This is a genomic window from Streptomyces sp. GMY02 (assembly GCF_019056675.1).
Lineage (GTDB): Bacteria > Actinomycetota > Actinomycetes > Streptomycetales > Streptomycetaceae > Streptomyces > Streptomyces odonnellii.
Window position 1 is genome coordinate 4,802,388 of record NZ_CP077658.1, and the last position, 26,362, is coordinate 4,828,749.

The window sequence follows — 26,362 nt, forward strand, 5'->3', positions numbered from 1 at the left end:
GTTGTGCCGATATGCCGGTGTGCCGCTGTGGAGCCCTGCTGGGGAAGCCGGGTTCACGCCGGGGGGTGTTCGGTGACGGTGACGCGCGGGAGGAGTTCCTCGTACGCCTCGGGGTCGAACTCGCCCGCGACCGGGGCCAGGACCGTTGCCGTGGCGAGGGCGACGGCGCGGCTGAGCCTGGCAGGCCAGGGGAGTTGTTCGACCAGGCCCGAGAGCAGTCCGGCCACGGCCGAGTCGCCCGCGCCCGTCGGGTTGCCCTTCGCCGGGGCGGGCGGAACCGCCTGCCAGACGCCGTCCGGGGTGGCCGCGAGTATGCCGTCCGGGCCGAGGGAGGCGATGACCGCGTGGGCGCCGCGGCGGCGGGCGTCCCTGGCGGCGCGCAGGGGTTCGCGGGAACCGGTGAGCCCGGCGAGTTCGTCGGCGTTCGGCTTGACCAGATCGGGGCGGGCGGCGACACCGCGGCGCAGGGGCTCGCCGCTGGTGTCGAGCAGTACGGGCACGCCCGCGCCCCGGGCCCGGCGGATCAGCTCGGCGTACGCGCCGACATGGATGCCGGGCGGCAGGCTGCCGCAGAGGGCGACGGCTTCGGCGCCGGCGAGCAGCCGTTCGTAACCGCTGAGGAAGGCGTTCCACTCGGCGGCGGAGACGGTCGGCCCGGGCTCGTTGAGCTGGGTGGTGTCGCCGCTGGTCTCGTCGACGACGGCGATGGTGCGGCGGGTGGATCCGGCGATGGGTACGAGGGCGTCCACGGGGCGTGTGGTGACGTGGGCGGGCGCGATGCCGGGGCGGCGGGGACGGCCGGTGCCGGTGCCGGGCGTGCGGCCGGGGGTGCGGCCCGGGGTGCCAGGGGCGCGGCCGGGGGCGCCGGGCTCCGCGGTCGGGTTCTGGGCGGGCTGCGGCGGGGCGGAGCCCTCCGGACCGGTGCTTGGACCGGTGCCCGGGCCGGAGGCGGGCGGGCTCGGGCTCTCCGTACCCGTACCGGTGTGGTCGGGGTCGGTGCTCCGGCCATGCCGGCCGTCGGCGCCCGTACCGACGCCTTGACCGATGCCCGGGCCGGCGAACGGTCCCGCGCCGGGGCCGCGCCGGGCTCTGGGGCCCGTACCGTGCCGGGAGCCGGTGCCTGTTCCAGGGGCGTGCCTCGCGTCGGCGCGCCGGGGGCCGTAGCCCGCGCCGCCGCGCCGTCCGTCCACGCCCGGGCCGTGGGCCCATCCGTATCCGGAGCCGTACGCCGGTCCGTGGCCCGTGCTGTATCCGGAGCCCGCGCCATGGTGCGCGCCCGCGAGCAGTTCCCGCAGGACATCGCCCGTACGGCCGCCCGCGAACCCGGTCACCACCGTCTCGTGGCCCAGCGCCGCCAGCACCCGCGCGACGTTCAAGCCTTTGCCGCCGGGGCGCTCGATGACCTCGCTGACGCGGTGGGTGGTGTGCGGGACGAGTGCGGAGGTGCGGTACGTGATGTCCAGCGCGGTGTTGAGCGTCACCGTCAGGATCACCGTCACACCCCCGGGGAATGCGCTTGCTCGGCCTGCTGCCGATTGCCTGTTGCCGATTACCCGTTACCGGAGTTACCGGAGCGATCATGTCAAAAAGAAAGCGGTTGGCCCAGACCTCGCGCAGCCGTCGTCCGCGATGTCCCGGGCGGCCCCGCCGTCCCCTGCACCCTGGGCAGCCGCCGTCCCCGACCGGAAGTCGGTCCGGGGACGGCGGTCGGCGGTCGGCGGGAAAGCCCGGCCCGGATGAGTCGGGCCCGGAATCCACCCGGCCTCAGCCCGGCTCGGGGATCAGCCCGGCTCGGATCAGCCGGGCCCGGCCCGGATCAGCCCAGCCGGGGTTCGACGATCCAATCGCCCTTGTACAGCACGCCCTTGACCGAGAAGTCCGCGTCCAGCACCACCAGATCCGCGTCCTTGCCCGGCTCCAGCGAGCCGACCCGGTCGTCCACGCCCAGCAGCTTCGCCGGATTGGCGGAGATCGCCTGGACGATGTCCTCGACCGGCAGCCGGTCGACCGTCGCGGCCCGCTTGAACGCCGTGTCCAGCGTCAGCGTGGAGCCCGCGATCGAACCGCCCTCCACCAGCCGCGCCACACCGTCCTTGACCTCCACGGCCAGCGGGCCGAGCTGGTAGAGCCCGTCGCCGAAGCCGGCCGCGTCCATCGCGTCCGTGATGAAGGCGACCCGGCTCCCGCCCGCGCGGTGGAACGCCAGTTCCAGGGCCGCGGGGTGCAGATGCGTACCGTCGTTGATCAGCTCGACGGTGACCCGCTCGTCCTCCAGCAGCGCGGCGATCGGCCCGGGCGCGCGGTGCCCGAGCGGCGGCATGGCGTTGAAGAGGTGCGTCGCGACGGTCGCCCCGGCCTCGATGGCCTCGACGGTCTGCTCGTACGTCGCGTCCGTGTGCCCGATCGCGGCGATCACGCCGTGTTCGGCCAGCAGGCGTACGGAGTCGATACCGCCGGGGAGTTCGGTGGCGAGGGTCACCATCCGGGCCGTACCGCGTGCCGCGTCGAGCAGTTTGCGCACCTCGGCCGGGTCGGGGTCGCGCAGCAGCGCCTCGCTGTGGGCACCCTTGCGGCAGGGGGAGATGAAGGGGCCCTCGAAGTGGATGCCCGCGAGATCGCCCTGCTCGACCAGCTCGGAGAGGATGCCCGCGCGCTGGGCGAGGAAGTCGGCCTCGCCGGTGACGGTGGAGGCGACGAGCGTGGTGGTGCCGTGCTCGCGGTGCGTACGGATGCCGGTGAGGACGTCGTCCACGGAGCCGGAGGTGAACGAGGCACCGCCGCCGCCATGGTTGTGCATGTCCACGAAACCGGGGACCAGCCAGTGGCCCGACAGATCCAGCGTGGCGGCGCCGTCCGGCGCGGCGCCCGCGATCCGGCGCCCGTCGACGATCACCCGCCCGCCCTCCACGATCCCGGTGGGCAGCACCACGCGGGCGCCGGCGAGAACGGTGCATTCGGCACGAGCGGCCATCAGGCGCTCACCTCCGGGACGAGTGGGTCGGTGGGGGGATGGGGGATGGGTACGCCGGCGACGGACGGTCCGCCACCGCCGCGGAGCGGCCCGGCGGTGGGCCGACGATCAGCCGGAGCGGCGTCGGCCGCGGTCGGGTTGTCGCCTGCGGACTGGCTGTCCGCTGCGGGCCCGGCCTCGGCCGTGGACGGGCTGTTCGCCGTAGGCCTGGTCTCGGCCGCAGACCGGCTGTCCGGCCCAGGCCCGGCCGTGGTCCGACTGTCCGCCGCGGTCGGGCTGTGGCCTGCGGACTGGCTGTCTGCCGCAGGCCTGACCCCGGCCGTGGACCGGCTGTTTGCCACGGTCCGGCTGCCCGCGGCGGACTGGCTGTCCGCCACAGTCTCGGCCCCCGCCGTGGACTGGCTGTTCGCCGCGGTCGGGCTGTGGCCCGCGGACTGGTTGTCCGCTGGAGTCCCGGCCTCGGTCGTAGACCGGCCGTCCGCTGCGGGCGCGACCCCGCCTGCGGACTGGCTGTCCGCCGCAGGCCTGGCCCCGGCCGTAGACCGGCCGTCCGCCGCAGGCCCGGCCCCGGACGCGGACGACCCGCCCGCGCGGACCCCGTCCGCCCGGGCCTCGGCCTCGGCCGTTGGGACCTGATCCGTCGGGGACCGGTCCTCCCGGACCTGAGCCTCCGGGGCCCGGTCCTCCCGGGGCCGGTCCTTCGAGGCCTGGTCGTCCCGCTTCAGCAGGTCCCAGGCCAGCAGGCCCGCGCCCAGGCAGCCCGCCGTGTCGCCCAGGGCCGCGGGGACGATTTCGGGCAGTTTCTGGAACGTCACCCGCTCCTCGACCGCCGCCCGCAGCGGTGTGAACAATGTTTCTCCTGCCTCGGCCAGACCGCCACCGATGATCAGGGTGCGCGGGTCGAGCAGGGTGAGCGCGGTGACCAGTCCCGCCGCCAGCGCGTCGACCGCGTCGCGCCAGACCCGTACCGCCTCGGGGTCGCCCGACTCCACCGCCTTCGCGCAGTCGGCCGCGTCCGCCGCCGGGTCGCCGCTCGCCGCCGCCCAGGCGCGGCTCACCGCCGCCGCCGAGGCGAGCGTCTCCAGACAGCCCCGCTGCCCGCAGCCGCACTCAGGTCCGTCCGGGCGCACCACGACATGCCCGATCTCGCCCGCGTACCCGTGCGCCCCGGCCTCTATCGCGCCGCCGATGCCGATGGCCCCGGCGATCCCGGTGCCCAGCGGTACGAATACGAACCGGTCGGCGCCGCGGCCCGCGCCGAGCCGCCCCTCCGCGAGACCCCCGGTCCGTACGTCGTGCCCGAGCGCGACCGGTACGCCCCCGAGCCGGGCCGCGAGCAGATCGCGCATCGGTACGTCGCGCCAGCCGAGGTTCGCCGCGTACACCGCGACACCGCGCTCCGCGTCCACGATCCCGGGGACCGCGACGCCCGCCGCGAGAGCGCTCTCGCCGAAGTGCTCGGCGCCGTACGCGCGCAGCTCGGCCGCGAAAGCGAGGATGGTCTCGACGACGGCGTCGGGGCCGCGCTCCCTGCCGGTCGCGCGCCGCACCTCGTACAGCAGCGCGCCGTCCGCCCCGACCAGGGCGGCTTTCATTCCGGTGCCGCCCACATCCAGGGCGATGACGTGTCTCACGCGGACAGTCTCGCGTGTGGACCCATGAAAGGTCTAGTCCACTGTCCTGGATTGTTGCCCGCCCATACAAACGCCGGTGCAAATGCCGATGCCCTTCGTGGGCCGGTCCGCTCTTGGCCCGGACGTGCGTCCGCTCTTGGCGCAGACGTTGCCGAAGCGAAACCGGCACTGCGTGGACCGTAAACCTCCGGATAGGGGAAAATCACTGATCCGTAGCAGGACCTCATGAGGGATCACCGAAGAACAGAGGCGGAACAGAGCTGTGCAGCAGCGCTTTCGGGGAGCGACGGCGGCCATGGCCGCACTTGGCATGACAATGGCGCTGGCAGGCTGTGGCAGCACGGGAGGCTCGGGGGACGTCACCCTGAAGCTCGTGGCCGCCGACTACGGCAACGGTTCGTCGGACCGGTCCGACAAATACTGGGCGACCCTGGCCAGGGAATTCGAGTCCAAGCATCCGGGTATCAAGATCGATGTCGATGTCCGTTCGTGGAAGACCGTCGACCGCGATGTCGCCGAGATGGTGAAGAAGGGCCGCGCTCCCGACATCGCGCAGATCGGCTCGTACGCCGACTACGCCAAGGACGACCTGCTCTACACCGCCGACGAGGTGCTGTCCGTACCCACGCAGGCGAACTTCCTGGCCCAGCTCTCGGATGCCGGAAAGGTCAACCGCATCCAGTACGGGCTGCCCTTCATAGCCTCCGCCCGGCTGCTTTTCTACAACAAGAAGCTGTTCAAGTCGGCCGGTGTGAGCGCTCCCAAGAACTGGGACGACATCAAGACCGACGCCGAGGCGCTCAAGGCGAACGGTGTGACGACCCCCATCGCGCTTCCCCTCGGCTCGGAGGAGGCGCAGGGCGAGACGATGATCTGGCTGCTGAGCGGTGGGGGCGGCTATACGAACAATGCCGACGACTCGTACGACATCGACTCCGACCAGAACGTCAAGACCTTCGAGTGGCTCAAGAAGAACCTCGTCGAGGAGAAGCTGACCGGCCCGGTCGCCCCGTCGAAACTCGACAGGACCACTGCCTTCAAGGCGTTCACGAGCGGCCAGGTCGGAATGCTGAACGGGCATCCGACGCTGCTTCTCGATGCGGAGCGGGAGGGCATCGACGTCGGGATCCTGCCGCTGCCGGGTATTGACGGCAAGCCCAAGCCGGCGATGGGTGTGGCCGACTGGATGATGGCGTTCAAGCAGAACAAGCACGGCAAGGAGATCGGTACGTTCCTGGACTTCGTGTTCGAGGACAAGAACGTTCTCGACTTCGTCGGGCAGTACGACCTGCTGCCGGTCACGTACAGCGCGAACGAGGCGATGGCGGCGGACACGGCGTACAAGGACCTGGCCACGTTCCAGACGGTGCTGCCGACCTCGGAGCTGTATCCGTCCGGCAAGAGGTCCTGGGGCGGTGTCAGCCAGGACATCAAGGACAACATCGGCAAGGCGGTCGAGCCGGGCGGTAATCCGGCGGCGGTCCTGGGGCGGATAGCGCGGGACGCGACGGCGGCGGAGACGTCGGAGTGACGGCCGGGGTAGCGTGTCGGGGATATGACCGCGACGCCTGATCCCGCGCCTGATCCCGTCCCTGAGCGCGCCGGGCTGTCCGAGCGGGACCGCGCCGTTCTCGCGGTGGAACGGCGCGGCTGGCCGGGCCCGGGCGCCAAGGAACGCGCGATCAGGGAGGACCTCGGCATCTCCCCGACCCGCTACTACCAGCTCCTCGGAGCGCTGCTGGACGACCCGAGGGCGGCGGAACACGACCCGGTGACGGTGAATCGGCTGCGCAGAATCAGAGCAGAAAAACGAGAAAGCCGAGAGGGCTGACACGGGCCTGTGCGCCCGTGGCGGGGCGCGGCTCGGTCCCGCCGGCGGCCGGAGCGCCTGGCCCGGCGTCGTGTGGCACGTATCTCTGCCTGTCCGGTCGGCACCGGGCTTCCGGCCCGAGCCCGGCCACGGCCCGCCCGGCTGGCCGGGGCACCTGGCCTGGCCAGGGCCCGCCCGGTGGCCGAGGCGCTTGGCCGGCCAGATCCCGCCCGGCACCCGAATCGCTTGACCCCGCCAGGATCCAGCCCCGCAGTCGAAGTTGCCGCCCGGCCGAATCCAGCCCGTCCGGCGATTGAGGACAAGGCCCCGGGGCAGCCCGGGCTCACCGTTTCGTACCGGCCGTGGCGTCCCCGCCGATACGCTCAGGAGCATGGGCAACCCGTACCCCCTCCCCCTGCCGGAACCCACCACACCCGCCGGTGCCGACGGCCTCGCCGCGCTTCTCGCCCGGCCCGGCGAAGCGGTCGTCGCCCTCGACTTCGACGGCACCCTCGCCGACATCGTCCCCGACCCCGAACAGGCCCGCGCCCACCCGCGCGCCGTCCCCGCGCTGGCCGCCCTCGCCCCGCATGTCGCGTCCGTCGCGGTGATCACCGGCCGTCCGGCCGGGGTCGCGGTGCGGTACGGCGGCTTCGCCGGAGTGCCGGGCCTGGAACACCTCGTGGTCCTCGGCCACTACGGCGCCGAACGCTGGGACGCCGTCAGCGGCACCGTCCGTACCCCCGCCCCGCACGAGGGCGTCGCGGCCGTCCGTGCCGAACTCCCCGGATTCCTGGAGCGGTTCGGCGCCTGGCACGGGACCTGGATAGAGGAGAAGGGCCAGGCGGTCGCGGTCCACACCCGCCGCGCCACCGACCCCCAGGCCGCCTTCGACGCCCTGCGCGACCCGTTGGCCGAACTGGCGGCCCGCCACGGCCTGATCGTCGAACCGGGCCGCATGGTCCTCGAACTGCGCCCGCCCGGCATGGACAAGGGCGTGGCGCTGCTGGAGTACGTCCGTGAGACGGGCGCCGGAACCGTCCTCTACGCGGGCGACGACCTGGGCGATCTCCCCGCCTACGCGGCCGTCGAGAAACTCCGCTCCGACGGCCACCCCGGCCTGCTGATCTGCAGCGGCTCGGAGGTCCCCGAACTGTCCGCGCGGGCCGACCTCCGCCTCCCCGGCCCCGCCTCCCTGGCCGACTACCTCGCCTCCCTCGCCCGGGCCATGGACTGACCCGGCCTCGCCCGGCCCCCCTCAGGGGGTCAGGCGCGGAGGGCCGTGAGCTGGTCCAGGAACCATTGCTGCGGGGGGAGGGCCGTGGCCGCCGCGGAGAGGCGTTTGGCGCGTTCCGCGCGGTCTTCGGGGGAGAGCGTCAGGGCCTGGTGGAGCGCTTTCGCCGTGGCGGAGATGTCGTACGGGTTCACCGTCAGCGCGTCCTCGCCCATCTCCTCGTACGCCCCCGCCTCCCGCGACAGCACCAGCGCGCAGCCGCGCTCCGAGACGACGGGGATCTCCTTCGCGACCAGGTTCATGCCGTCCCGGATCGGGTTGACCAGGGCCACGTCCGCGAGCCGGTAGGCGGCCAGGGAGCGGGCGAAGTCGTCGCGGACGTGGAGGACGACCGGGGACCAGCCGGCCGTGCCGAACTCGTCGTTGATCGCCTCGGCCACCCGCTGGACCTCGGCGGTGTAGTCGCGGTAGACCGCCAGATCCTGCCGGGAGGGGTAGGCGAAGGCGACATGGACGACGCGTTCGCGCCATTCGGGGTGGTCGACGAGGAGCTGCCGGTAGGCGAGCAGACCGCGGACGATGTTCTTGGACAGTTCCGTACGGTCCACCCGGACGATCGTCCTCCGCGGTTCGCCGGAGTCCGGGCCCGGGCCTCCCGTACGGCCGATCTGCTCGCGCAGGGTCGCGATCCGCTCCTCCACGTCCGGGCGGTGCGCGCGCTCGCGCAGGAAGTCGCCGTCCGCGCCCAGGCCGTGCACACCGGTCCTGGTGTTGCCCGTCCCGCCCAGCAGTTCCGTACAGCACGCACGGAAGGCGTCCGCCCACCGGTGCGTCAGGAACGCCGCGCGGTCCGCCCCGAGGATGCCGCGCAGCAACTGGCGGGCGATGTCGTCGGGCAGCAGCCGGAAGTAGTCGACCGGCGCCCACGGGGTGTGCGAGAAGTGCCCGATGCGCAGGTCGGGGCGGAGCGCGCGCAGCATCCCGGGCACCAGCGCCAGGTGGTAGTCCTGCACCAGGACCGCCGCGCCCTCCGCCGCCTCGTCCGCCAGCGCCTCCGCGAAGGCGCGGTTGTACGTCTCGTACGACGCCCACTGCGCGCGGAACTCGGGGCCGAAGGACGGCTCCAGCGGTGTCTGGTAGAGCAGATGGTGCAGGAACCAGAGCGTGGAGTTCGCGACGCCGTTGTACGCGTCGGCGTACACCTCGGGCGCGATCCCCAGCATCCGGACCCGCTGGCCGCCGGTGTCGGCCGGGTCGAGCCGTCCGTCCGTACGCCGCACCGCCTCGCGGTCGCCGTCGCCGAGCGCCGCGCACACCCACACCGCGCCGTCGTCGGACCCGATGGCCGAGAGGCCGGACACCAGACCGCCGCCGCCGCGCTTCGGCGCCAGCGAGCCGTCGTCGCGCAGGGTGTACGAGACGGGGCCGCGGTTGGACGCGACAAGGATCTGGGCCGGCTGGACCTTGGGCCGGGAGGACGGCTCGGTAACCATGTGCCGAACCTAGCCCGTCCCGTAAACGCTCAAACGTACGGACGGTGTGGTGTGCGCCCCGTCGGAGCTCAGCGGCGGCCACGGGTCGCCGCCAGCGCCACCACGCCCGCGCCCGTCAGCGCCAGTGCCACCCCGCCCAGCAGCCACAACCGCTCCGCCACGCCTCCGGTGTCCGCGAGATGGCCCTCCAGCGGCTCGTGCACCGCGCCTTCCACGGCCTCCCGCACCGGGCCGTAGACCCGTGCGCCGTCCGCCGGCGGCTGGTCCGCGGCCAGCGCCTGCCCGGGTGCCAGCGCCACCAGCGTTCCGGCCAGCACCCCGATTGCCCGCCTGATAATCACATCTTTTGCCCTCATAAGGGTGCAATGTAAGCAACGGATGTGATGATGCGTGGTTACGCCGCGCGTCCGGCCGTGTACTCCGCGATCTCCCGCATCGGCGGCCGCTCCTCCGTGTCGACGGAGTAGGTGCGCGGTACGAACCCGTTCTCGCCCCGGTCGAACTGCGTCAGCTCCGGACGGACCAAATGCGCGCGGGACAGGCGCAGTTGGGCCGTACGGTAGATCGCCGCGGCCATTCGCCCCAGCGCCCGGTCGTCCTGGTGCCGGTGCAGCCGCACCCCCACGTCGACCTGGCCGAGCGCGTCCAGGCCCACCGTGTGCAGGGCGTCGACCAGCAGCCCCAGCTCCACGCCGTACCCGACCGGGAACGGCAGCCGCTCCAGCAGCGAGCGCCGCGCCGCGTACTCCCCGCCCAGCGGCTGGACGAACCCCGCCAGGCGCGGCCAGTGCAGATTGAGCAACGGGCGCGCCACCAGCTCGGTCACCCGCCCGCCCTGCCCGGCCGCCGCCCCGCCGCGGCGGTCCGGGTCGCCCCGGCCGCTCGTGTCGCCCTGGCCGCCGGTGAGAGCGCTCTCGGTCAGGAGAGCGCTCTCAGTCAGCGGACGGTCGTACATCGCCTTCACGAACTGCACATCCGCGTCCGTCAGCAGCGGTCCCACCGTCCCGGACACGAACTCGGCCGAGAACCGCCGCAGATCCGCGTCCACGAAGCACACCACATCGCCGCTCGTCACCAGGAGCGACCGCCACAGCACCTCGCCCTTGCCGGGCAGTGCGGGCAGCCGCGGCAGGATCGAGTCCCGGTGCACCACCCGCGCCCCGGCCGCCGCCGCGGTCTCGGCCGTACGGTCCGTGGAACCGGAGTCGATCACCACCAGCTCGTCGACCAGCGGCGCACGCTCCATCAGCTCACGCCGTATCACCGACACGATCCCGCCGACCGTCGCCTCTTCGTCGAGCGCCGGCAGCACCACGCTCACCGTGGTCCCGCGCGCGGCCTTCGCCAGCAGGAGCCGGTCGAGCGTACGGTCGGCCGCCGACCAGGAGCGCCTGGTCAGCCAGCGTTCCACCTCTTCCAGCACGGTCGGTACTCTCCCTGACGTGTCGTGCGTGTCGTGCGATGCTCGCCCATGCGTCTCACGCGTGCCCGTTCACGCGTGCCTGTCCATGCCACGCGTGGTGACGTGATCCATCTCGCGGTGCGGACCACTATCTCAACCGTCCGCTCCTTCGGTTACAGTCTTGAACAACACGAGTGGCCACCGCATGCCGGGGTCGTTTCGTGAAAAAACGCGCCGGACCAGGGGTCCGCGCCATAGCGCTCATCCAGAGGGACTGAGGGAACGGCCCGTTGAAGTCCCGGCAACCCTCCCGCCGACCGCGAGGTCACGGTGGGGAAGGTGCCAATTCCGTCTTGCGGCGAAACGCGTCGTAAGGAAGATGAGGAGAAAGGGCCTCGCCATCATGGCTGTGCAGACCGTCCGCCACGCCGACGCCTCCGTTGATCTCGGACCCGCCGCCGCGCTCTCGTGCCGCGAGTGCGGAGAGCGCTTCCAGCTCGGACCCATCTTCGCCTGTGCGAGCTGTTTCGGGCCGCTCGAAGTCGCGTACGACCTGCCGAGCGGCACCCCCGAAGAGCTCAAGAAGCGCATCGCCGAAGGCCCCGACAACATCTGGCGGTACGCGCCGCTGCTGCCCGTCCCCGCCGATGTGGCGACCAAGCCGAACATCAACCCCGGCTTCACCAAGCTGGTCAAGGCCGACAATCTCGCCCGCGAACTCGGCGTTACCGGCGGCCTGTACGTCAAGGACGACTCCGGCAATCCGACACACTCCTTCAAGGACCGCGTCGTCGCCATCGCCGTCGAGGCCGCCCGCGCCTTCGGCTTCACCACGCTCTCCTGCTCGTCCACCGGCAATCTGGCCGGCGCGGTCGGCGCCGCCGCGGCCCGCGCCGGCTTCCGCTCCTGCGTGTTCATCCCGCACGACCTGGAGCAGGGCAAGGTCGTCATGGCGGCGGTGTACGGCGGTGAACTCGTCGGTATCGAGGGCACGTACGACGATGTGAACCGGTTCTGCTCGGAGCTGATCGGCGACCCGCTGGGCGAGGGCTGGGGCTTCGTCAACGTCAACCTCCGCCCGTACTACGGCGAGGGCTCCAAGACCCTCGCGTACGAGATCTGCGAGCAGCTCGGCTGGCGGATCCCCGACCAGATCGTCGTCCCGGTCGCCTCGGGCTCGCAGCTCACGAAGATCGACAAGGGTCTCCAGGAGCTGATCAAGCTGGGGCTGGTGGAGGACAGGCCGTACAAGATCTTCGGCGCCCAGGCCGAGGGCTGCTCGCCGGTGTCCACCGCGTTCAAGGCCGGGCACGATGTCGTACGGCCGCAGAAGCCGGACACGATCGCCAAGTCGCTGGCGATCGGCAACCCGGCGGACGGACCGTACGTCCTGGACATCGCCCGGCGTACGGGCGGGGCGGTCGAGGACGTCGACGACGAGCTGATCGTCGAGGCGATCAAGCTGCTGGCCCGCACCGAGGGAATCTTCGCGGAGACCGCCGGTGGGGTGACGGTCGGTGTGACGAAGAAGCTGATCGACTCCGGTCTGCTCGACCCGGCGCTGACGACCGTCGTCCTCAACACGGGTGACGGACTGAAGACCCTGGACGCCGTGGCGGCGACGACGGGGCCGACCGCGACGATCCGCCCGAGCCTGGACGCGTTCCGCGAAGCCGGCCTGGCCCGCTGAAACCCGACGACGTTACCGGCGTTACGGAAAGCCGGAAGACGGAAGGCAGAACACCACTATGAGCGTCAATGTCCGCATCCCGACCATTCTCCGTACGTACACCGGCGGCCAGGCCGAGGTCCCGGCCGAGGGGGCGACCCTCTCCGAGGTCATCCAGTCCCTGGAGGCCAACCACCCCGGCATCGCCGCGCGTGTCCTGGACGACCAGGGCAAGCTGCGCCGCTTTGTGAACGTGTACGTGAACGACGACGATGTCCGTTTCGAGCAGGGCCTGGAGACCGTCACCCCGGCGGGCGCGGGCGTCTCGATCATCCCGGCGGTCGCCGGGGGCTGAGCTCCGCCGCCCGGCCGGCGCGGCACGTTCCGACTCGTTCCGACGACTCTCCGACGGCTCTCTGGCGGCTCCCCGAAAGCTCCACCGATGGCTCCCTCCGCGAAGCAAGCGGAGGGAGCCATTCTCTATGGTTGAACGCGATAGAGTATGGGAACGCCCCTCCGCCGGCCCTGCCGCGCGTGTATCAGAACGCGACAACATGGGGGCAAAGTCCTGGTGTTGTTTGCGCTATAGGTGCGCTTTGCCCGGCCCGACTTGCCCGGGAACGCAGCGAATTCGTCGCTATGCGTGTTCAGCCATGCCCAGAATTCTCGTCCGATTGACCTGTTGCAGAGGGCAGTTGGGCAGATACATTCAGCCGCGGTCGACGCGTTCCGGCGCGAAGTGTGGCCCCCTGGAAGGGCCAGTAATAGGGGAGTTAGGCATGGCTCAGGGCACCGTCAAGTGGTTCAACGCGGAGAAGGGGTACGGCTTCATCGCGGTCGACGGTGGTGCGGATGTTTTCGTCCACTACAGCGCGATCCAGATGGACGGTTACCGCACCCTTGAAGAAGGTCAGCGAGTGGAGTTCGAGATCTCGCAGGGCCAGAAGGGTCCGCAGGCGGACATGGTCAAGCTCGCCGTCTGATCCCGGCGCGATCGGCCACCGACGCACTCAGCTCACGCGCGAGGGGCCCGTATCCCAGAGATGGGGATACGGGCCCCTCGTGCGTGTGCGCCCCCGTGCGTGTGCGCCCACCCGGTAAGAACCGGGGGCTCCGGCCTTCCGGCGGGGCCGCTCCGGCGCGGGTGCCTCGAAGGGGTCGTGGGAGCCGGGGGAGCTTGCACTCTCGGGGGTCGAGTGCTAATCATTGGCGTTAGCACTCTGCAAGTGAGAGTGACAACTTGAGGACCGGGTCTGTGAGGCCCGAAGAGCCGGTGGGGCAATGAACCGCACGGCTCTCAGGCCGTCCGTCGCGGGCGCCGGCGCGGTCCGCTCCACCCGCCCCCTGGGCCCTGCGGCCCGGGGAGACCCCTGTCCGGGAGGACCACTTCACATGGCCAAGATCATCGCGTTCAACGAGGAGGCACGGCGCGGTCTCGAGCGCGGGATGAACCAGCTCGCCGACGCCGTCAAGGTCACCCTTGGCCCCAAGGGCCGTAACGTCGTCCTCGAGAAGAAGTGGGGCGCCCCCACGATCACCAACGATGGTGTGTCCATCGCCAAGGAGATCGAGCTCGAGGACCCGTACGAGAAGATCGGCGCCGAGCTGGTCAAGGAAGTCGCCAAGAAGACGGACGACGTCGCCGGCGACGGTACGACCACCGCGACCGTGCTCGCCCAGGCGCTCGTCCGCGAGGGCCTGCGCAATGTGGCCGCCGGTGCCAACCCGATGGCCCTCAAGCGTGGCATCGAGAAGGCCGTCGAGGCCGTCTCGGGCGCTCTGCTGGAGCAGGCCAAGGACGTGGAGACCAAGGAGCAGATCGCTTCGACCGCCTCCATCTCCGCCGCCGACACCCAGATCGGCGAGCTGATCGCCGAGGCCATGGACAAGGTCGGCAAGGAAGGCGTCATCACCGTCGAGGAGTCCCAGACCTTCGGTCTGGAGCTTGAGCTGACGGAGGGTATGCGCTTCGACAAGGGCTACATCTCGGCCTACTTCGCCACCGACATGGAGCGTATGGAGGCGTCCCTGGACGACCCGTACCTCCTGATCGTCAACTCCAAGATCGGCAATGTGAAGGACCTCCTTCCGCTGCTGGAGAAGGTCATGCAGTCGGGCAAGCCGCTGCTGATCATCGCGGAGGACGTCGAGGGCGAGGCGCTGTCGACCCTGGTCGTCAACAAGATCCGTGGCACCTTCAAGTCGGTTGCCGTCAAGGCCCCGGGCTTCGGCGACCGCCGCAAGGCCATGCTCAACGACATCGCCATCCTCACCGGCGGCACGGTCATCTCCGAGGAGGTCGGCCTGAAGCTGGAGAACGCCGGCCTGGACCTGCTGGGCCGCGCCCGCAAGGTCGTCATCACCAAGGACGAGACCACCATCGTCGACGGTGCCGGTGACAGCGACCAGGTCGCCGGCCGGGTCAACCAGATCCGCGCCGAGATCGACAACAGCGACTCGGACTACGACCGCGAGAAGCTCCAGGAGCGCCTCGCGAAGCTGGCCGGCGGCGTGGCCGTCATCAAGGCCGGTGCCGCGACCGAGGTCGAGCTGAAGGAGCGCAAGCACCGCATCGAGGACGCGGTGCGCAACGCCAAGGCCGCTGTCGAGGAGGGCATCGTCGCCGGCGGTGGCGTGGCTCTGCTCCAGGCCGCTTCGGTCTTCGAGAAGCTGGAGCTGGAGGGCGACGAGGCGACCGGTGCCAACGCCGTCAAGCTGGCGCTGGAGGCCCCGCTCAAGCAGATCGCCGTCAACGGCGGCCTTGAGGGCGGCGTCGTCGTGGAGAAGGTCCGGAACCTGACGGTCGGCCACGGTCTGAACGCCGCGACCGGCGAGTACGTCGACATGATCGCCGAGGGCATCATCGACCCGGCGAAGGTGACGCGTTCCGCGCTGCAGAACGCGGCGTCCATCGCGGCGCTGTTCCTGACCACCGAGGCCGTCATCGCCGACAAGCCGGAGAAGGCCGCGGCCGCGGCTCCGGGCGGCATGCCGGGCGGTGACATGGACTTCTGAGCCTCCTCGGCTCGGATCCGTCCCGCGTCGGTAGATCCGTACGCTTCTGTACTGAGGGCGGCACCCCTGTGTGGGGGTGCCGCCCTCGGGCGTTTTCGGGGGCTCTCGCCGCGCGGCGAGGGTCACTTTCCGGGGCTGGGGAAGGCCGTTGAGGTGAGGTCCTCGGAGAGGGTCCACAACTGGCGGGCCAGGGACGGGTCCTGGGCGGTGGGGGTGCGGCCGGCCCGGGCGGGGTGGCCGCGGAGTTCGCCCCGGCCGTCGGGGCCTATGTAGGCGGCGCCTTCGAGGTTCTGGGTGGCGGCGAAGAGGGCCGGGAGGGCGCCGGCCGCGGCGTTCTGCATGGCCAGGCGGCCGACGATCGTGGCGACCAGGGTCATGAACGGGCCCAGGTGGCGGTTCAGGCCGGTGGTCGCCGCGCCCGGGTGGGCGGCGACGGCGAGCAGCGGGGAGCCGGCCTTCGTCAGTCGGCGCTGTAGTTCGAGGGTGAAGAGCAGATTGGCGAGCTTCGACTGTCCGTAGGCGGCGGAGGCGCGGTAGGGGCGGCGCCGCCAGTTCGGGTCGTCCAGGTCGAGCGTGGCGTTCTTGTGGGCGTTCGACGCGATGGTGACCACGCGGTCGGTGATCCGGGGGAGCAGCAGGTTGGTCAGTGCGAAGTGGCCGAGGTGGTTGGTGCCGAAGTGGGTCTCGAAGCCGTCGGCGGTACGGCCGGGCGGGACGTTGGCCACGCCCGCGTTGTTGATCAGGACGTCGACCGGGCGGTCCCAGGAGGCGGCGAAGCCGCGGACGGAGGCGAGGTCGGCGAGGTCCAGGGCGCGGATTTCGACGGTGCCGGCCGTGCGGCCGTGCCGCGGGGCGGCGCTGGTGGCGGAGCCGGTGGTCGCGCCGATGGCCGTGTCGGTGGCCGGGCCGGTGGTGGTCATGCTCGCGGCTGCCTCGCGGGTGCGCTCGGCATTCCGTACGGCCATGACGACATGGGCCCCCGCGGACACGAGTGCCCGGGCCGTCTCCAGGCCGATACCGCTGCCCGCGCCGGTGATGATCACGGTACGGCCGGTCTGGGGCGGCAGGTCGGCGAGGGTCCAGGGGGCGGCGGGCCGGAGGGTGGGGTGTGAGCTGGTCATGGCTGCAAAGTAGTCACTGGATACATTGTAGTCAATGGGAACATCTGGATAGGGTGGCCGAGTGACCGCACCCCGGCCCTACCACCACGGCGACCTCCGCACCGCGCTGCTGCGGCAGGCGGAACGTACCCTCGCCGAACACGGCGCCGACGGCCTCTCCCTGCGGGAACTCGCCCGCGAGGTCGGCGTCAGCCATGCCGCGCCGCGCCGGCACTTCCCCGACAAGCGGGCATTGCTCGACGCCCTCGCAGAGGTGGGGTACGAGCGCCTCGGCCGCAGGCTCGACACGGCGCTGAACGACGCCGAGGGCGCTTTCGCCGAGCGGTTGGTGCTCTTCGCGCGGGTGTATGTGGAGTTCGCGGTCGAGCATCGGGAACTGCTCCTGCTGATGCACGGCTCGAAGGAGGGTTCGCGCGGCGACCGGTTGCGGGAGGCCAACGACAGGGCGTTCGCCGCGCCCGTACGGCTGCTCGCGGAGGCGCGGGCGCGGGGGGACATCGACCCCGACACGTCGGGGCGGGCCGATATGACGGTGCTGGCGCTGTTGCAGGGGCTCGCGGTGCTCGCGGCCACCGGAATGGCCGCCGGGGCGAACGGTACGAAGCCCCTCGGGGAGCTGGTGTCCGGTGCGGTCGAGACGTTGTTGGCGGGCTTGCGGCCGCGGTGATGCGCGGTGACGGCTGACTGGGCGCGAGCGCTGGGCTTGGGCCTGGGCCCGGCCTCGGGCACGGTTGGGACGGGGGCCTGGGGCGGAGCCGGGGTGGGGACAGGGGCCCGGGGCAGGGGTGGGCTCAGGCGTGGGCGCGGCGGTGGGCGGCCACGCGTTCACGGGTCGCGCAGCGGCGGGAGCAGTAGCGGCGGGGGAGGCCGCTGCCCTGGGTGACATATACGTTCCGGCAACTGGCCGACGCGCAGATCCCGCCGGGCGGGCGCTGCCGGTCCCAGACGAGAACGGTCAGCGCGAGGCACGACGACGCGAGCAGCCACTCGGCCCACGGCGCGTCGTCCGTGCTGTCCAGATGCGGGTGCCAGGTGGTCAGTCCGTCGTGCGAGGTGAGGCGGAGGGGGCCGGGGCTCAGGCGCAGCAGGCGGTTGAGCGAGGCGGCGGCGGAGTCGACGTCCTCGGCGGCGAAGACCTCGCGGAGCTTCAACGCGACGGCGCGCATGTCGGCGATGTCCTGGACGGAGAGTTCGATGGGCTCGGCCTCGCCGTGTTCGCGCAGGACTTCGGTGACCGCGCCGATCGCGTCGGCTGCATAGTCTGCATCGGCCGCGTCGGCTGTTGGGTCGTGGCTGGTGAGGGCGTTGACGAGGGCGGCGGTTCGCTGGGCGGTGGTCGAGGGCTTCGGGTGCGGGGCCTTCGGGGCCGGGTTCGGAGGCGGGGGCAGCGGCGGGGGAGGAGGCGGCATGGGGCGAATGTAACGCATCTGGTCAAGGTTTGAGTTACATACGTAACGTGCCGGGCATGGACGAGCGTTACGTACTCCGGTCGTACGTCGTAGGAGCCGCCGCGGCCCGTACAGGGGACGAGATGTCGGGCCCAGCACTGCTTCTGGCCGGGCTGGCGATCACCGGATCGGCTTCCACGGCGACCTTGCTGCTCGGCGCTGTCACGGTCTCGGCGGCGGTCGGCGGCCCGGTCTTCGGCGTACTGCTCGACAGATCGCCCCGTCCTGGCCGGCTGCTGGCCGTGGCGCTGGGGGCTTACGCGTCGGCCCTCGTCCTGATTCTGCTGAGCATCGGGCGCGTACCGGTGGTGGCCACGCTCCTGATCGCGGTGTGTGCGGGACTGCTGGGGCCGGCTCTGTCAGGTGGCTGGACCGCCCAACTCCCGTACACCGTAAGGGAGAAGGACCTCCCCCGCGCCACCGCCCTCGACGCGATGACCTTCAACGCGGCCGGTCTGGCGGGCCCGGCGGCTGCGGGCGCGGTCGCGGGCACGGTGGGGGCGCCGATGAGCGTGATCGTATCCGCGACGCTGTTAGGCGCGGCGGTTCCGGCGGCGTGGAGGCTGCCCGTACCGTCACCCTCTTCATCTCCCTCTCCCGTGCTCGCGCTGCCGCTTCGGCCCCCGGCGCGTACACCTCTCTCCGCCGATATCCGCGCCGGATTCCGGGCCATCGTCCGTACCCCGCCCCTCGCCCGGGCCACCGCCGTGTCCGTCATCTCCTGTGTGGGGCAAGGCATGTTCGTCGCGTGCACTCCATTGCTCGGGGAGCGGGTGTTCGGGGCGGCCGGGCACGGGGTCCTGCTGCTCTCCGGCGTCGCCGCCTCCGCGCTGCTGGCCAATGCGGTGCTCGCCCAGTGTCCTCGGCTGATGCGGCGGCCCGACAGCGTTCTCCGGTGCGGCACGCTCGTACTGGCGGTCGCCTTTCTCCTTGCCGCGACCGGCCGGCCGGTTCCGCTGACCTTCGCCGCGTTGATCGCCGGCCTGGGCGAGGGGCCGCAGCTCGCGGCGCTGTTCGCGATACGGCACCGGGAGGCGCCCGGGCGTCTGCGCGCCCAGATCTTCACCACCGGCGCCAGCCTCAAGATCACCGCCTTCGCCCTGGGCGCCGCCCTCACCGCCCCCCTCGCGACCCGCTCCCTCCCCGTCACACTCCTCAGCGCGGCCGTCATCCAGGCTTTCGCCGCGCTGAGTTACGGGTCCCGCGTCCGACGGAAATCACCTGGACAGTGCCGGGCGTGACGAATCAGAGTGACGCGCATGACTTCGCTCGTACGACACATCACATTCGACTGCGCCGACGCGTACGCGCTCGCCGGATTCTGGGCCCAGGTGCTCGGGGGGTCGCTGGCTGAGGACGATCATCCCGGGGACCCGGAGGCGCTGGTCACGGCGGAGGGCGTGGCGCTGCTGTTCATCACGGTGCCCGAGGCCAAGTCCGCCAAGAACCGGGTGCACTTGGATCTCCAGCCCCAGGACCGTACGCGCGACGAGGAGGTCGACCGCCTCCTCGCCCTGGGCGCCACCCTTCTCGCCGACCACCGCCGCCCGGACGGCACGGGCTGGGCAACGCTCGGGGACCCCGAGGGCAACGAGCTGTGCGTGGAACGCAGCGCGCGGGAACGAGCGGCAACGTCCTGACCACCCCGCCCACTCGGTCCCTGTGGCCGGTCCCCACGGCCGCCTGGTCGGCACCGGAATGCGGGGGTTCCGGCGCGCGCCTACGCTGGAGGGTTCAGGGGACCGGACCTCGGGGGTGAGGCAGGCGATTCTCGTGATGGGGCAGGCGGGACACGGGCACGAGACGGAGTATGAATACGTCGTCGCCGGCGGCGGAACAGCCGGGTGTGTGCTGGCGGCGCGCCTTTCCGAGAATCCCGGGGCGCGCGTCCTGCTGGTGGAGGCGGGTTCCGGAGGGCCGCCTGAAGGGGCGCGTACCCCGCAGGTGTGGCCGACTCTGCTCGGGGGCTCCGGCGACTGGGGTGACTCCGTAATCGACGAGACCACAAAACGGTCCATTGTCTTTCCGCGGGGAAAAGGGCTGGGCGGCTCGACCGATATCAATGTCATGGTGTTCATCCGGGGGCATCGCAGCGGCTATGACGCCTGGGCCGACGCCGGTGCCGAGGGCTGGGGATTCGACGACCTCCTTCCCTTTTTCAAACGGTCCGAGACCGCGCCCGACCGGGATTCCGCGGTACGGGGAACCGCCGGGCCCGTCACCGTACGGACCATCGCCTCGCCCAATCCCGTCACGGCCGCGCTGCTCGACGCGACCCGGGAAGTGGGCCTGCCCCAGGCCGCCGACCCTAGCAGCGGCTTGGAGGAGGGTTTCGGCTGGCACGACGTGACCATCAGGGACGGCAGGCGGGTCACCGCCGCCGACGCCTATCTGACCCCCGCCGTCCGGGCGCGGCGGAACCTGACGGTCGTCACGGACGCGTTGGTCGGCCGGGTCCTGGTCGAGGACGGCCGATGCACCGGCATCGAGTACGGAGCCGGGGGCCGCGGCAACACCGCGCGCTGCACGAGGGAAACCGTCCTCACCGCGGGCACCATCGGCAGCGCCCAGCTCCTGCTGCTCTCCGGGATCGGCCCGGAATCCCATCTGCGGTCCGTCGGTGTCCGCCCGGTCCTCGACCTTCCGGGCGTCGGTGGGAATCTGTGTGACCACACCCTTTCCGGTGTCGCCTATGAAGCGGCGCAACCGGTCCCGGCCGGGGTGAGTAATCATGCGGAAATGGGCGGTGTCATCACCGCTCCCATTCCTGGACACGCGGAACAGGAACGCCCGAACATCCAATTCATGATAGCCAGTCATGGCCGCTGCATTCCGCCGGTGGCCGGCCCCCAGAACGGCTATACGATCGGCTTCGCGCTGATGACACCCAAAAGCCGGGGAACTGTCAGGCTGGCTGATCCGGAGCCGGATTCCCCGCCCGTGATCGAACCGGGCTATTTCAGCGATCCTTATGACCTCGACGGTATGCTTGTCGCCCTGCGGATCGCGCAGAGAATCGGTGCGGCACGGGCAATGGATCCATGGCGGCTACGAGAGGCCGACCCCGGCCCGGAATTGACCACGGACAGCGAACTGCGTTCCTACATCATCGACGATTACGCCTCCTATTGGCACTATGCCGGTACGGCACGCATCGGTACGGACGCCATGTCCGTCGTCGATCCGCGACTCCGCGTCCATGGAATCACCGGCCTCCGGGTCGCGGACGCGTCCGTCATGCCGTCCGTACCCGCGGCCAACACCATGCCGGCGGTCTACGCCATCGCGGAACGGGCGGCTTCCCTGATCACTGCCCCGGAAGCCTGATCACTGCCTCTGCCCAGGACCCCGGCATCACTGCCCCTGCCCGTGATCCCGGGATCACTGCCCTTGCCCCGGGGCCCCGGGACCCCGGGACCCCGGGATCAATGTCCTTGCCCGGGAAGGGTGTTGAGCCAGGCGGTGATGGTGGAGGCGGCGGGGAGACCCGGGGTTTCGAGCATCATGTCGTGGCCGGTGTTGGGGACGAGGACCGGGGTCGCGCCGAGGAGTTTGGCGATGGTACGGATGTCGTGGACCGGCGCGCGGTCGTTCTCCGGGCCCACCGCCAGGACCGGGCAGCGGATGGTGCTGGGGTCGATGGTGACGGTGCCGTTCCTGAGGCGGTTCACGACGCCGGGGGACTCGGGGGTCAGCAGCTCCATCAGATGTTCGAGGTCCTCCTCGGAGATATGGCGGAACCACATCTCCTGGATCTCCTCCCGCCCGTATGCCACCGGGCGGTCCGCCGGAAGCTCCCCCGCCCGCGTCGCGCCGAGCTGCCCCGGCCCCACGGTCGAGACCAGGACGAGGGCATACGGTACGTACGCCTCGGCCACCAGTTGCGTCACCAGGCCGCCCATGCTGTGGCCCAGCAGAACGGGCGGCCTCAGGTCCGGGGCGAGGTCGGGGAAGAGGGTAAGCAGGACCGTACGTACCTCGGCTGCGTAGTCACCGGGCGTGTACGCCAGGAACTCCGCGTCCGGCAGGGACCGGGAGCCCGTGTGGTTGGACAGCGACATCGCCAGCGGCGTCCAGCCGGCCTCGGCGAACACCGGCATCCACCGCTCGTACGCCCACCAGCCGTGCATGGCGCCGGGCACCATCAGTACCCGGCCGCGCTCGGTCACCGCGGGGTCACGGGCCTCGCGGACCAGGAGCCCGTCCACATCATGGTCGGTCCACTCCAACACGCTTCCCACGATAGGCGAGGACACCGGAGGCGGCGGCTCAGCCGTCTCCGGCGATGGCGGCGCGGGTGCGGGCGCGGGTCTGGTTGCGGGGGCGATCAGGGTACGGGCGGGGTTGCGGGCCGCGGTTGCGGGCGCCGGGACCTACGCGGCTTGTCCGGCCTTGACCCGGCCGATGAAGACGGCCCAGGTGTCTGCCGGGAAGGTGAGAACGGGCCCGGCGGGGATCTTGGAGTCCCGGACGGGAACGATGCCGGTGAGGCCGTGGGCGACCTCCAGGCAGTTGCCGCCGCTGGCGTCGCTGTGGGTGGACTTGCGCCAGGACGCGCCGCTCAGGTCGTACTCATGCCTGCTGCTCTTCATGCGCGTAATCCTCCGCCGCTGATTCGATCAGGGCCAAGGAAGCTTCCGGTGACAGCGCACTGGCCCCGATCAGATCGTAGGTCAGCCTGAAACACCGCACAGTAGCCGGATCGTCGTGCAGTTGGCCCGATGCCAACCCGTCGACGTAGGCCAGCGGAGGTGCGTCGTCGAACTCCATCAGCTTGAGAGCGCCGCCCATTGCCGCGTGGGCGCCGGACGTGAACGGCAGTACTTGCACGATGACGCGGTGGCGGCGCATGAGCGCGGCGATATGGCGTAGCGCATCGGCCATCGTCGCGGGGCCGCCGACTGCCCGGCGCAGCGCGGCTTCGTCCAGCACCGCCCAGACCGTGGGCAGCGTAGGGTCGTTGAGCAGCTTGGCCCGTTCCACACGTGGGACCAGCAACTCGTTGATGACGTCTTCCGTCGCCGTGGGCAACCCGGCACGGAAGACCGCCCTCGCGTACGCCTCCGTCTGCAACAACCCCGGAATCAGCAGCGGCGCGTACTCCCTGATCATCACCGCGGTCGCCTCGGCCTCCGCCGCCTCCGCGAAGTGGTCCGGGTACTTCGACTTCTTCAGCACCTCGCAGTGGCGGAAGAAGTACTCTCCGGTCTCGAAGATCTCGTCGAACTTGACGGCGAACTCCGGCTGCATCCTCCGGACGCCCACCTCCAGCATCCCGATGAACGCACCGCTCACGAACAGCGGTTTGCCCAGTTCGTTCTGGGACATGCCCTTTTTCTCGCGGTGATGCCTGAGTTCGGCGCCGAGCATGGCGCGCGGGGACGACGACGGGTCGAGCGGCTTGAGATTCTGAGACACGGGGGCTCCTCCGGAACACACAGCGGCGTTCGTCTGCTGTGTCCGGCCAGACTAGCCACCCGTGACCACGCTGTGTGGTGAAAAGATATACATAGCGTAGAGGGGGTGGCTCCTGAAGGGATCAGCGGGATCAGCGCGCGCCGGCAGTCCCCTGTGTGCCGGCCTCCCGAGCCGCCGCCTTCAGTGCCGCGCGCAAGTGCCCTTGGGAGTCGGCCAGCAGTGCGGCCGCGGTGGGGCCGTCGACGGAGCCCAGGATGGTGAGGATGGCGTTCTTCACCTCGCCGTCGGTGGTCCTGAGAGCGCTCTCGATGCGGTCGTCCGGGGCGCCGGTGGCGAGCGAGACGATACGGCGGGAGCGCGCCCGCAGCTTGTCGTTGGAGGCGCGGACGTCGACCATCAGGTTTCCGTACGTCTTGCCGAGTCGGATCATGGTGATCGTCGAGATCATGTTGAGGACGAGCTTCTGTGCCGTACCGGCCTTGAGACGGGTGGAACCGGTGAGCAGTTCGGGGCCGACGACGACCTCGATACCGTGCTCGGCCGCCGCGGCGAGTGCGCTGCCCTCGTTGCAGGAGAGGCCGATGGTGAGCGCTCCCAGGGCGCGGGCGTGCTCGACCGCGCCGACCGCGTACGGGGTGCGGCCCGAGGCGGAGATCCCGACCACCGTGTCGGCCGCGGTGAGCTTCAGCGCGGTCAGATCGGCGGCGGCCAGCTCCTTGGAGTCCTCGGCTCCCTCGACGGAGGTGACCATGGCGCCCGGGCCGCCCGCGATCAGCCCGACCACATCCTCCGGGTCGGTGTTGAAGGTGGGCGGGCACTCGCTGGCGTCGAGGACGCCGAGGCGTCCCGCCGTACCCGCTCCCGCGTAGATCAGCCGGCCGCCGCGGGCCGCGCGCTCGGCGGTGGCGTCGATGGCGGCGGCGATACGGGGGAGCTGGGCGGCGACGGCGGTGGGCACGGTGCTGTCCTCGCCGTTCATGATGCGGGCGATGTCGAGGGTCGGGAGCTGGTCGATCTCCGCCAGTTCGGGGCGGAAGGCCTCGGTGGTGAGGGTGTCGAGCTGGGCGCGGAGTTCCTCGTACCCCTCGCGTCCGTCGCCGTGCTGCCCGTGGCCGTGCTGCCCGTCGCCGCGCAGATTGTCGCTGTGCTGATTTTCGCTGCGCTGCGCGCCGTTGTGCTGTGCGCCGTTGTGCTCGCCGTGCTGGGAGGTCATGGAGAAGCGGCTCTTTCTGCTGGGTGTTACCGGTGCGGGTGCGGGTGCCCGAGGCCGGCCGGGGCGGATCAGCGAGTGGCGCCGCGCGGGCTGTGCCGGTGCGCGAGTGCCTCGTACGACGCGGCGAGCGCGGGCGCGGCCGTCTCGTACGTACGCTGCGCGACCCCTATGAACAGGCAGTCGACAACGAGGAGTTGGCTCGTACGGCTCGACATCGCGGCCGGGCGCAGCTCGCTCTCGCGGGCGGTGGAGGTCGTCAGCACATGGTCGGCGTACTGCGAGACCGGGCCGTCCGGGCGGCCGGTGATCGCGACCGTCGTCGCGCCCCGGTCGAAGGCGACCCTGAGCGGCTCGATGACATCGCCGGTGGAGCCGGAGTGGGTGATGGCGATCGCCACATCGCCGGCCCGGAGCTGGACGGCGTTGGTGACGGCGAGGTGCGGGTCGGAGTGGGCGTGTGCGATCAGGCCGATACGGAGCAGCTTCTGCGCCAGGTCCATACCGACGAGGGCCGAGGCGCCGACGCCGTAGATGTCGATCCGGCGGGCGGCGGCGGCAGCCGCGACGACCGCGCCGAGCTGGACGGTGTCGAGGGCGGCGGCCGTGTCGGCGAGGGTCTGCTGCTCGTCGTAGGCGAGCTTGGCGACCACATCGGCGATCGGGTCGTCCACGGCTATGTCGGCGGTGACGGCGGGCGCGCGCCCCGACTCCTGCTGCGCGGCGAGACCGGCGAGGGCGAGGCGCAGATCGCGGTAGCCGGGGTAGCCGAGGAGGCGGGCCGTGCGGACGACGGTGGCCTCGCTCGTACCGGTCAGCTCGGCGAGCCCGGTGACCGTGAGCGCGGCGCAGCCGGCCGGGTCTCCGGCGACGGCCTCGGCGACGAGCTGCATGGAGCGGGTCATGGTGGGCGCGAGGGTGCGTACCTTGGCGGCGAGGGCCGCGGGGGCGGGCGGCGGATCGCCGCTGAAAATTTCCTTCACATCTTGGGTCACCTTTGAAAGATATTTTCGGCCCTCGCCGGTCGTCAACCCCCGGTCATCCCCGACAATGGCGGAATGAGCGACCGTATCGACGATCCCGGCCCGGACCCGGACCCCGGCCCCGGCCCCGGCCTTGAAATGGATCCGCTGGAGCGCACGCTGCATTCGGCGAGGGCGCTGGTCCTGGCCGACCTGGCCGCGGGCGGGGTGGCGCGCGCCGACGTCGTGTCGCTGGTGGAGGAGTCGGTCTCGCACCGGCGCTGGTGGGTGGTGCAGTGGCCCGAGGGCGCGGCGTTCGTGGCGGGGCTGGTCGCCCAGGATGTGCAGGACGCGCTGCTGGAACGGTACGGGCGGTGGCCCCTCTGCCCGGTCTGTACGGAGACCGGGGGCGTGGCGACGGAACCGCACGCGCTCGATGTCGAGCCCGAACTGGGGCCCGATCCGCACTGGGTCTGCTCGGAGGCGGGCGTGGTGGTCGCGGCGGTGGGCGCGCTGGGGGCGGGGACGGGGGCGGGCGGCTCGTGACGGTCTATATCGATCCGCCGACCTGGCCGGGACACGGGCGGCTGTGGTCGCACCTGGTCAGCGATGTCTCGTTCGACGAACTGCACGCCTTCGCGGCGGCGGCCGGCTGCCCGCGCCGGGCCTTCGAGCGCGACCACTACGACGTGCCGGGGGAGCGGTACGGGGATCTGGTGCGGGCGGGTGCGGTGGAGGTCGGCTCGAAGGAACTGGTACGGAGGCTCACGGAGGCGGGCCTGAGAAGGCCGAAGGGACGGCCGGCCCCGGCTTCCAAGGGCCGCGGGGCTCCCGGCCCGGCATCGGCGGCTTACTGATCGTTCCGGCCGACGGACCGGCCCACCTGCGGAATTGTCATGGACGGGACTCTCATGTCCGGCGTATCGTGACTCGGCCGCGCGTTCCATCGCAGGCCGTTCCGTTTCTCGCCCGTGG

At 71.2% G+C, this 26,362-nt stretch carries 24 protein-coding genes, 3 pseudogenes and 1 riboswitch; of the genes and pseudogenes, 13 read left to right on the forward strand and 14 right to left on the reverse strand.

The features are described from left to right. Window positions 1–53 precede the first annotated feature (53 nt). From KQY30_RS20355 to KQY30_RS20370, 4 genes and pseudogenes are all read right to left on the reverse strand, one after another. Window positions 54–752: pseudogene (locus tag KQY30_RS20355) on the reverse strand (1-phosphofructokinase family hexose kinase); the annotation flags it as partial. Between the two features lie 525 nt (window positions 753–1,277). After that, a pseudogene (locus KQY30_RS20360) lies at window positions 1,278–1,493 on the reverse strand (PfkB family carbohydrate kinase); the annotation flags it as partial. Between the two features lie 323 nt (window positions 1,494–1,816). Further along, window positions 1,817–2,971, reverse strand: coding sequence for an N-acetylglucosamine-6-phosphate deacetylase (gene nagA, locus KQY30_RS20365; protein WP_217308063.1), 1,155 nt, complete (start codon window positions 2,969–2,971; stop codon window positions 1,817–1,819). A 722-nt stretch (window positions 2,972–3,693) separates the two neighbouring features. Next, window positions 3,694–4,605: pseudogene (locus KQY30_RS20370) on the reverse strand (ROK family protein); the annotation flags it as partial. A gap of 295 nt (window positions 4,606–4,900) precedes the next feature. Here KQY30_RS20370 and KQY30_RS20375 point away from each other — a divergent pair. The 3 genes from KQY30_RS20375 to otsB all read left to right on the forward strand — a co-directional run bounded on the left by KQY30_RS20375 (window position 4,901) and on the right by otsB (window position 7,652). Continuing rightward, window positions 4,901–6,136, forward strand: coding sequence for an ABC transporter substrate-binding protein (locus KQY30_RS20375; RefSeq protein WP_217308065.1), 1,236 nt, complete (start codon window positions 4,901–4,903; stop codon window positions 6,134–6,136). Between the two features lie 24 nt (window positions 6,137–6,160). Then, a complete protein-coding gene (locus KQY30_RS20380) occupies window positions 6,161–6,436 on the forward strand; it encodes a DUF3263 domain-containing protein (protein ID WP_217308066.1) in 276 nt (91 codons plus the stop codon). Window positions 6,437–6,806: 370 nt separating this feature from the next. Continuing rightward, window positions 6,807–7,652, forward strand: a complete 846-nt coding sequence (otsB, locus tag KQY30_RS20385; protein ID WP_217308067.1) for a trehalose-phosphatase — start codon at window positions 6,807–6,809, stop codon at window positions 7,650–7,652. A 29-nt stretch (window positions 7,653–7,681) separates the two neighbouring features. On the opposite strand, the gene KQY30_RS20390 is transcribed toward otsB, so the two are convergent. The 3 genes from KQY30_RS20390 to KQY30_RS20400 all read right to left on the reverse strand — a co-directional run bounded on the left by KQY30_RS20390 (window position 7,682) and on the right by KQY30_RS20400 (window position 10,565). Continuing rightward, window positions 7,682–9,097: a trehalose-6-phosphate synthase gene (locus KQY30_RS20390; RefSeq protein ID WP_217311188.1), complete on the reverse strand. Its 1,416-nt coding sequence runs from the start codon at window positions 9,095–9,097 to the stop codon at window positions 7,682–7,684. Window positions 9,098–9,210: 113 nt separating this feature from the next. Beyond that, window positions 9,211–9,498 (reverse strand): hypothetical protein, encoded by a 288-nt coding sequence (locus tag KQY30_RS20395; RefSeq protein ID WP_217308068.1) that lies wholly within the window; start codon window positions 9,496–9,498, stop codon window positions 9,211–9,213. 38 nt (window positions 9,499–9,536) lie between these two features. Beyond that, window positions 9,537–10,565 (reverse strand): glucosyl-3-phosphoglycerate synthase, encoded by a 1,029-nt coding sequence (locus KQY30_RS20400; protein WP_217308069.1) that lies wholly within the window; start codon window positions 10,563–10,565, stop codon window positions 9,537–9,539. Window positions 10,566–10,802: 237 nt separating this feature from the next. Continuing rightward, window positions 10,803–10,930, forward strand: a riboswitch (SAM riboswitch). Window positions 10,931–10,947: 17 nt separating this feature from the next. Between KQY30_RS20400 and thrC the strand changes: the two genes are divergently transcribed. The 4 genes from thrC to groL all read left to right on the forward strand — a co-directional run bounded on the left by thrC (window position 10,948) and on the right by groL (window position 15,228). Next, window positions 10,948–12,234, forward strand: coding sequence for a threonine synthase (gene thrC, locus KQY30_RS20405; RefSeq protein ID WP_217308070.1), 1,287 nt, complete (start codon window positions 10,948–10,950; stop codon window positions 12,232–12,234). Between the two features lie 58 nt (window positions 12,235–12,292). Further along, window positions 12,293–12,568 carry a ubiquitin-like small modifier protein 1 gene (locus tag KQY30_RS20410; RefSeq protein WP_046501379.1) on the forward strand — a complete coding sequence of 92 codons (276 nt, stop codon included), beginning with the start codon at window positions 12,293–12,295 and terminating at the stop codon, window positions 12,566–12,568. A 424-nt stretch (window positions 12,569–12,992) separates the two neighbouring features. Beyond that, entirely contained in the window at window positions 12,993–13,196 is a 204-nt protein-coding gene (locus tag KQY30_RS20415) for a cold-shock protein (RefSeq protein ID WP_005315736.1), read from the forward strand. Window positions 13,197–13,605: 409 nt separating this feature from the next. Beyond that, entirely contained in the window at window positions 13,606–15,228 is a 1,623-nt protein-coding gene (groL, locus tag KQY30_RS20420; protein WP_217308071.1) for a chaperonin GroEL, read from the forward strand. Between the two features lie 122 nt (window positions 15,229–15,350). Here groL and KQY30_RS20425 read toward each other — a convergent pair whose 3' ends face one another. Then, entirely contained in the window at window positions 15,351–16,349 is a 999-nt protein-coding gene (locus KQY30_RS20425; RefSeq protein ID WP_217308073.1) for an SDR family NAD(P)-dependent oxidoreductase, read from the reverse strand. A 61-nt stretch (window positions 16,350–16,410) separates the two neighbouring features. On the opposite strand from KQY30_RS20425, the gene KQY30_RS20430 reads away from it, so the two are divergent. Continuing rightward, window positions 16,411–17,016, forward strand: coding sequence for a TetR/AcrR family transcriptional regulator (locus tag KQY30_RS20430; protein WP_217308074.1), 606 nt, complete (start codon window positions 16,411–16,413; stop codon window positions 17,014–17,016). A 124-nt stretch (window positions 17,017–17,140) separates the two neighbouring features. Here KQY30_RS20430 and KQY30_RS20435 read toward each other — a convergent pair whose 3' ends face one another. After that, the gene (locus KQY30_RS20435; RefSeq protein WP_217308075.1) at window positions 17,141–17,758 is read right to left on the reverse strand and encodes a CGNR zinc finger domain-containing protein; all 618 of its coding nucleotides are present in this window, start codon (window positions 17,756–17,758) and stop codon (window positions 17,141–17,143) included. A 56-nt stretch (window positions 17,759–17,814) separates the two neighbouring features. On the opposite strand from KQY30_RS20435, the gene KQY30_RS20440 reads away from it, so the two are divergent. The 3 genes from KQY30_RS20440 to KQY30_RS20450 all read left to right on the forward strand — a co-directional run bounded on the left by KQY30_RS20440 (window position 17,815) and on the right by KQY30_RS20450 (window position 21,124). Further along, window positions 17,815–19,038, forward strand: a complete 1,224-nt coding sequence (locus KQY30_RS20440) for an MFS transporter (RefSeq protein ID WP_217308076.1) — start codon at window positions 17,815–17,817, stop codon at window positions 19,036–19,038. 18 nt (window positions 19,039–19,056) lie between these two features. After that, window positions 19,057–19,437, forward strand: coding sequence for a VOC family protein (locus tag KQY30_RS20445; RefSeq protein ID WP_217308077.1), 381 nt, complete (start codon window positions 19,057–19,059; stop codon window positions 19,435–19,437). 115 nt (window positions 19,438–19,552) lie between these two features. Next, complete coding sequence (locus tag KQY30_RS20450) at window positions 19,553–21,124, forward strand: GMC family oxidoreductase (RefSeq protein WP_254407241.1); 1,572 nt, start codon at window positions 19,553–19,555, stop codon at window positions 21,122–21,124. A gap of 98 nt (window positions 21,125–21,222) precedes the next feature. On the opposite strand, the gene KQY30_RS20455 is transcribed toward KQY30_RS20450, so the two are convergent. The 5 genes from KQY30_RS20455 to KQY30_RS20475 all read right to left on the reverse strand — a co-directional run bounded on the left by KQY30_RS20455 (window position 21,223) and on the right by KQY30_RS20475 (window position 25,420). Beyond that, window positions 21,223–22,029 carry an alpha/beta hydrolase gene (locus KQY30_RS20455; protein ID WP_217308078.1) on the reverse strand — a complete coding sequence of 269 codons (807 nt, stop codon included), beginning with the start codon at window positions 22,027–22,029 and terminating at the stop codon, window positions 21,223–21,225. A gap of 141 nt (window positions 22,030–22,170) precedes the next feature. Further along, the gene (locus tag KQY30_RS20460) at window positions 22,171–22,389 is read right to left on the reverse strand and encodes a DUF397 domain-containing protein (protein ID WP_217308079.1); all 219 of its coding nucleotides are present in this window, start codon (window positions 22,387–22,389) and stop codon (window positions 22,171–22,173) included. Beyond that, window positions 22,370–23,167 carry a helix-turn-helix transcriptional regulator gene (locus KQY30_RS20465; RefSeq protein ID WP_217311190.1) on the reverse strand — a complete coding sequence of 266 codons (798 nt, stop codon included), beginning with the start codon at window positions 23,165–23,167 and terminating at the stop codon, window positions 22,370–22,372. The genes KQY30_RS20460 and KQY30_RS20465 overlap by 20 nt, the downstream gene beginning before the upstream one ends. Window positions 23,168–23,345: 178 nt before the next feature. Then, on the reverse strand, window positions 23,346–24,428 hold the full coding sequence (murQ, locus tag KQY30_RS20470; RefSeq protein WP_217308080.1) for an N-acetylmuramic acid 6-phosphate etherase: 1,083 nt from the start codon (window positions 24,426–24,428) through the stop codon (window positions 23,346–23,348). A gap of 68 nt (window positions 24,429–24,496) precedes the next feature. Next, window positions 24,497–25,420: a MurR/RpiR family transcriptional regulator gene (locus KQY30_RS20475; protein ID WP_217308081.1), complete on the reverse strand. Its 924-nt coding sequence runs from the start codon at window positions 25,418–25,420 to the stop codon at window positions 24,497–24,499. A 126-nt stretch (window positions 25,421–25,546) separates the two neighbouring features. Here KQY30_RS20475 and KQY30_RS20480 point away from each other — a divergent pair, with 126 nt between their 5' ends. Together KQY30_RS20480 and KQY30_RS20485 are read left to right on the forward strand one after the other, a co-directional pair. After that, a complete protein-coding gene (locus KQY30_RS20480) occupies window positions 25,547–25,933 on the forward strand; it encodes a hypothetical protein (protein ID WP_217311191.1) in 387 nt (128 codons plus the stop codon). Next, window positions 25,930–26,244: a DUF4031 domain-containing protein gene (locus KQY30_RS20485; RefSeq protein WP_217308082.1), complete on the forward strand. Its 315-nt coding sequence runs from the start codon at window positions 25,930–25,932 to the stop codon at window positions 26,242–26,244. Before KQY30_RS20480 ends, KQY30_RS20485 begins: the two co-directional genes overlap by 4 nt. Window positions 26,245–26,362: the final 118 nt, after the last annotated feature.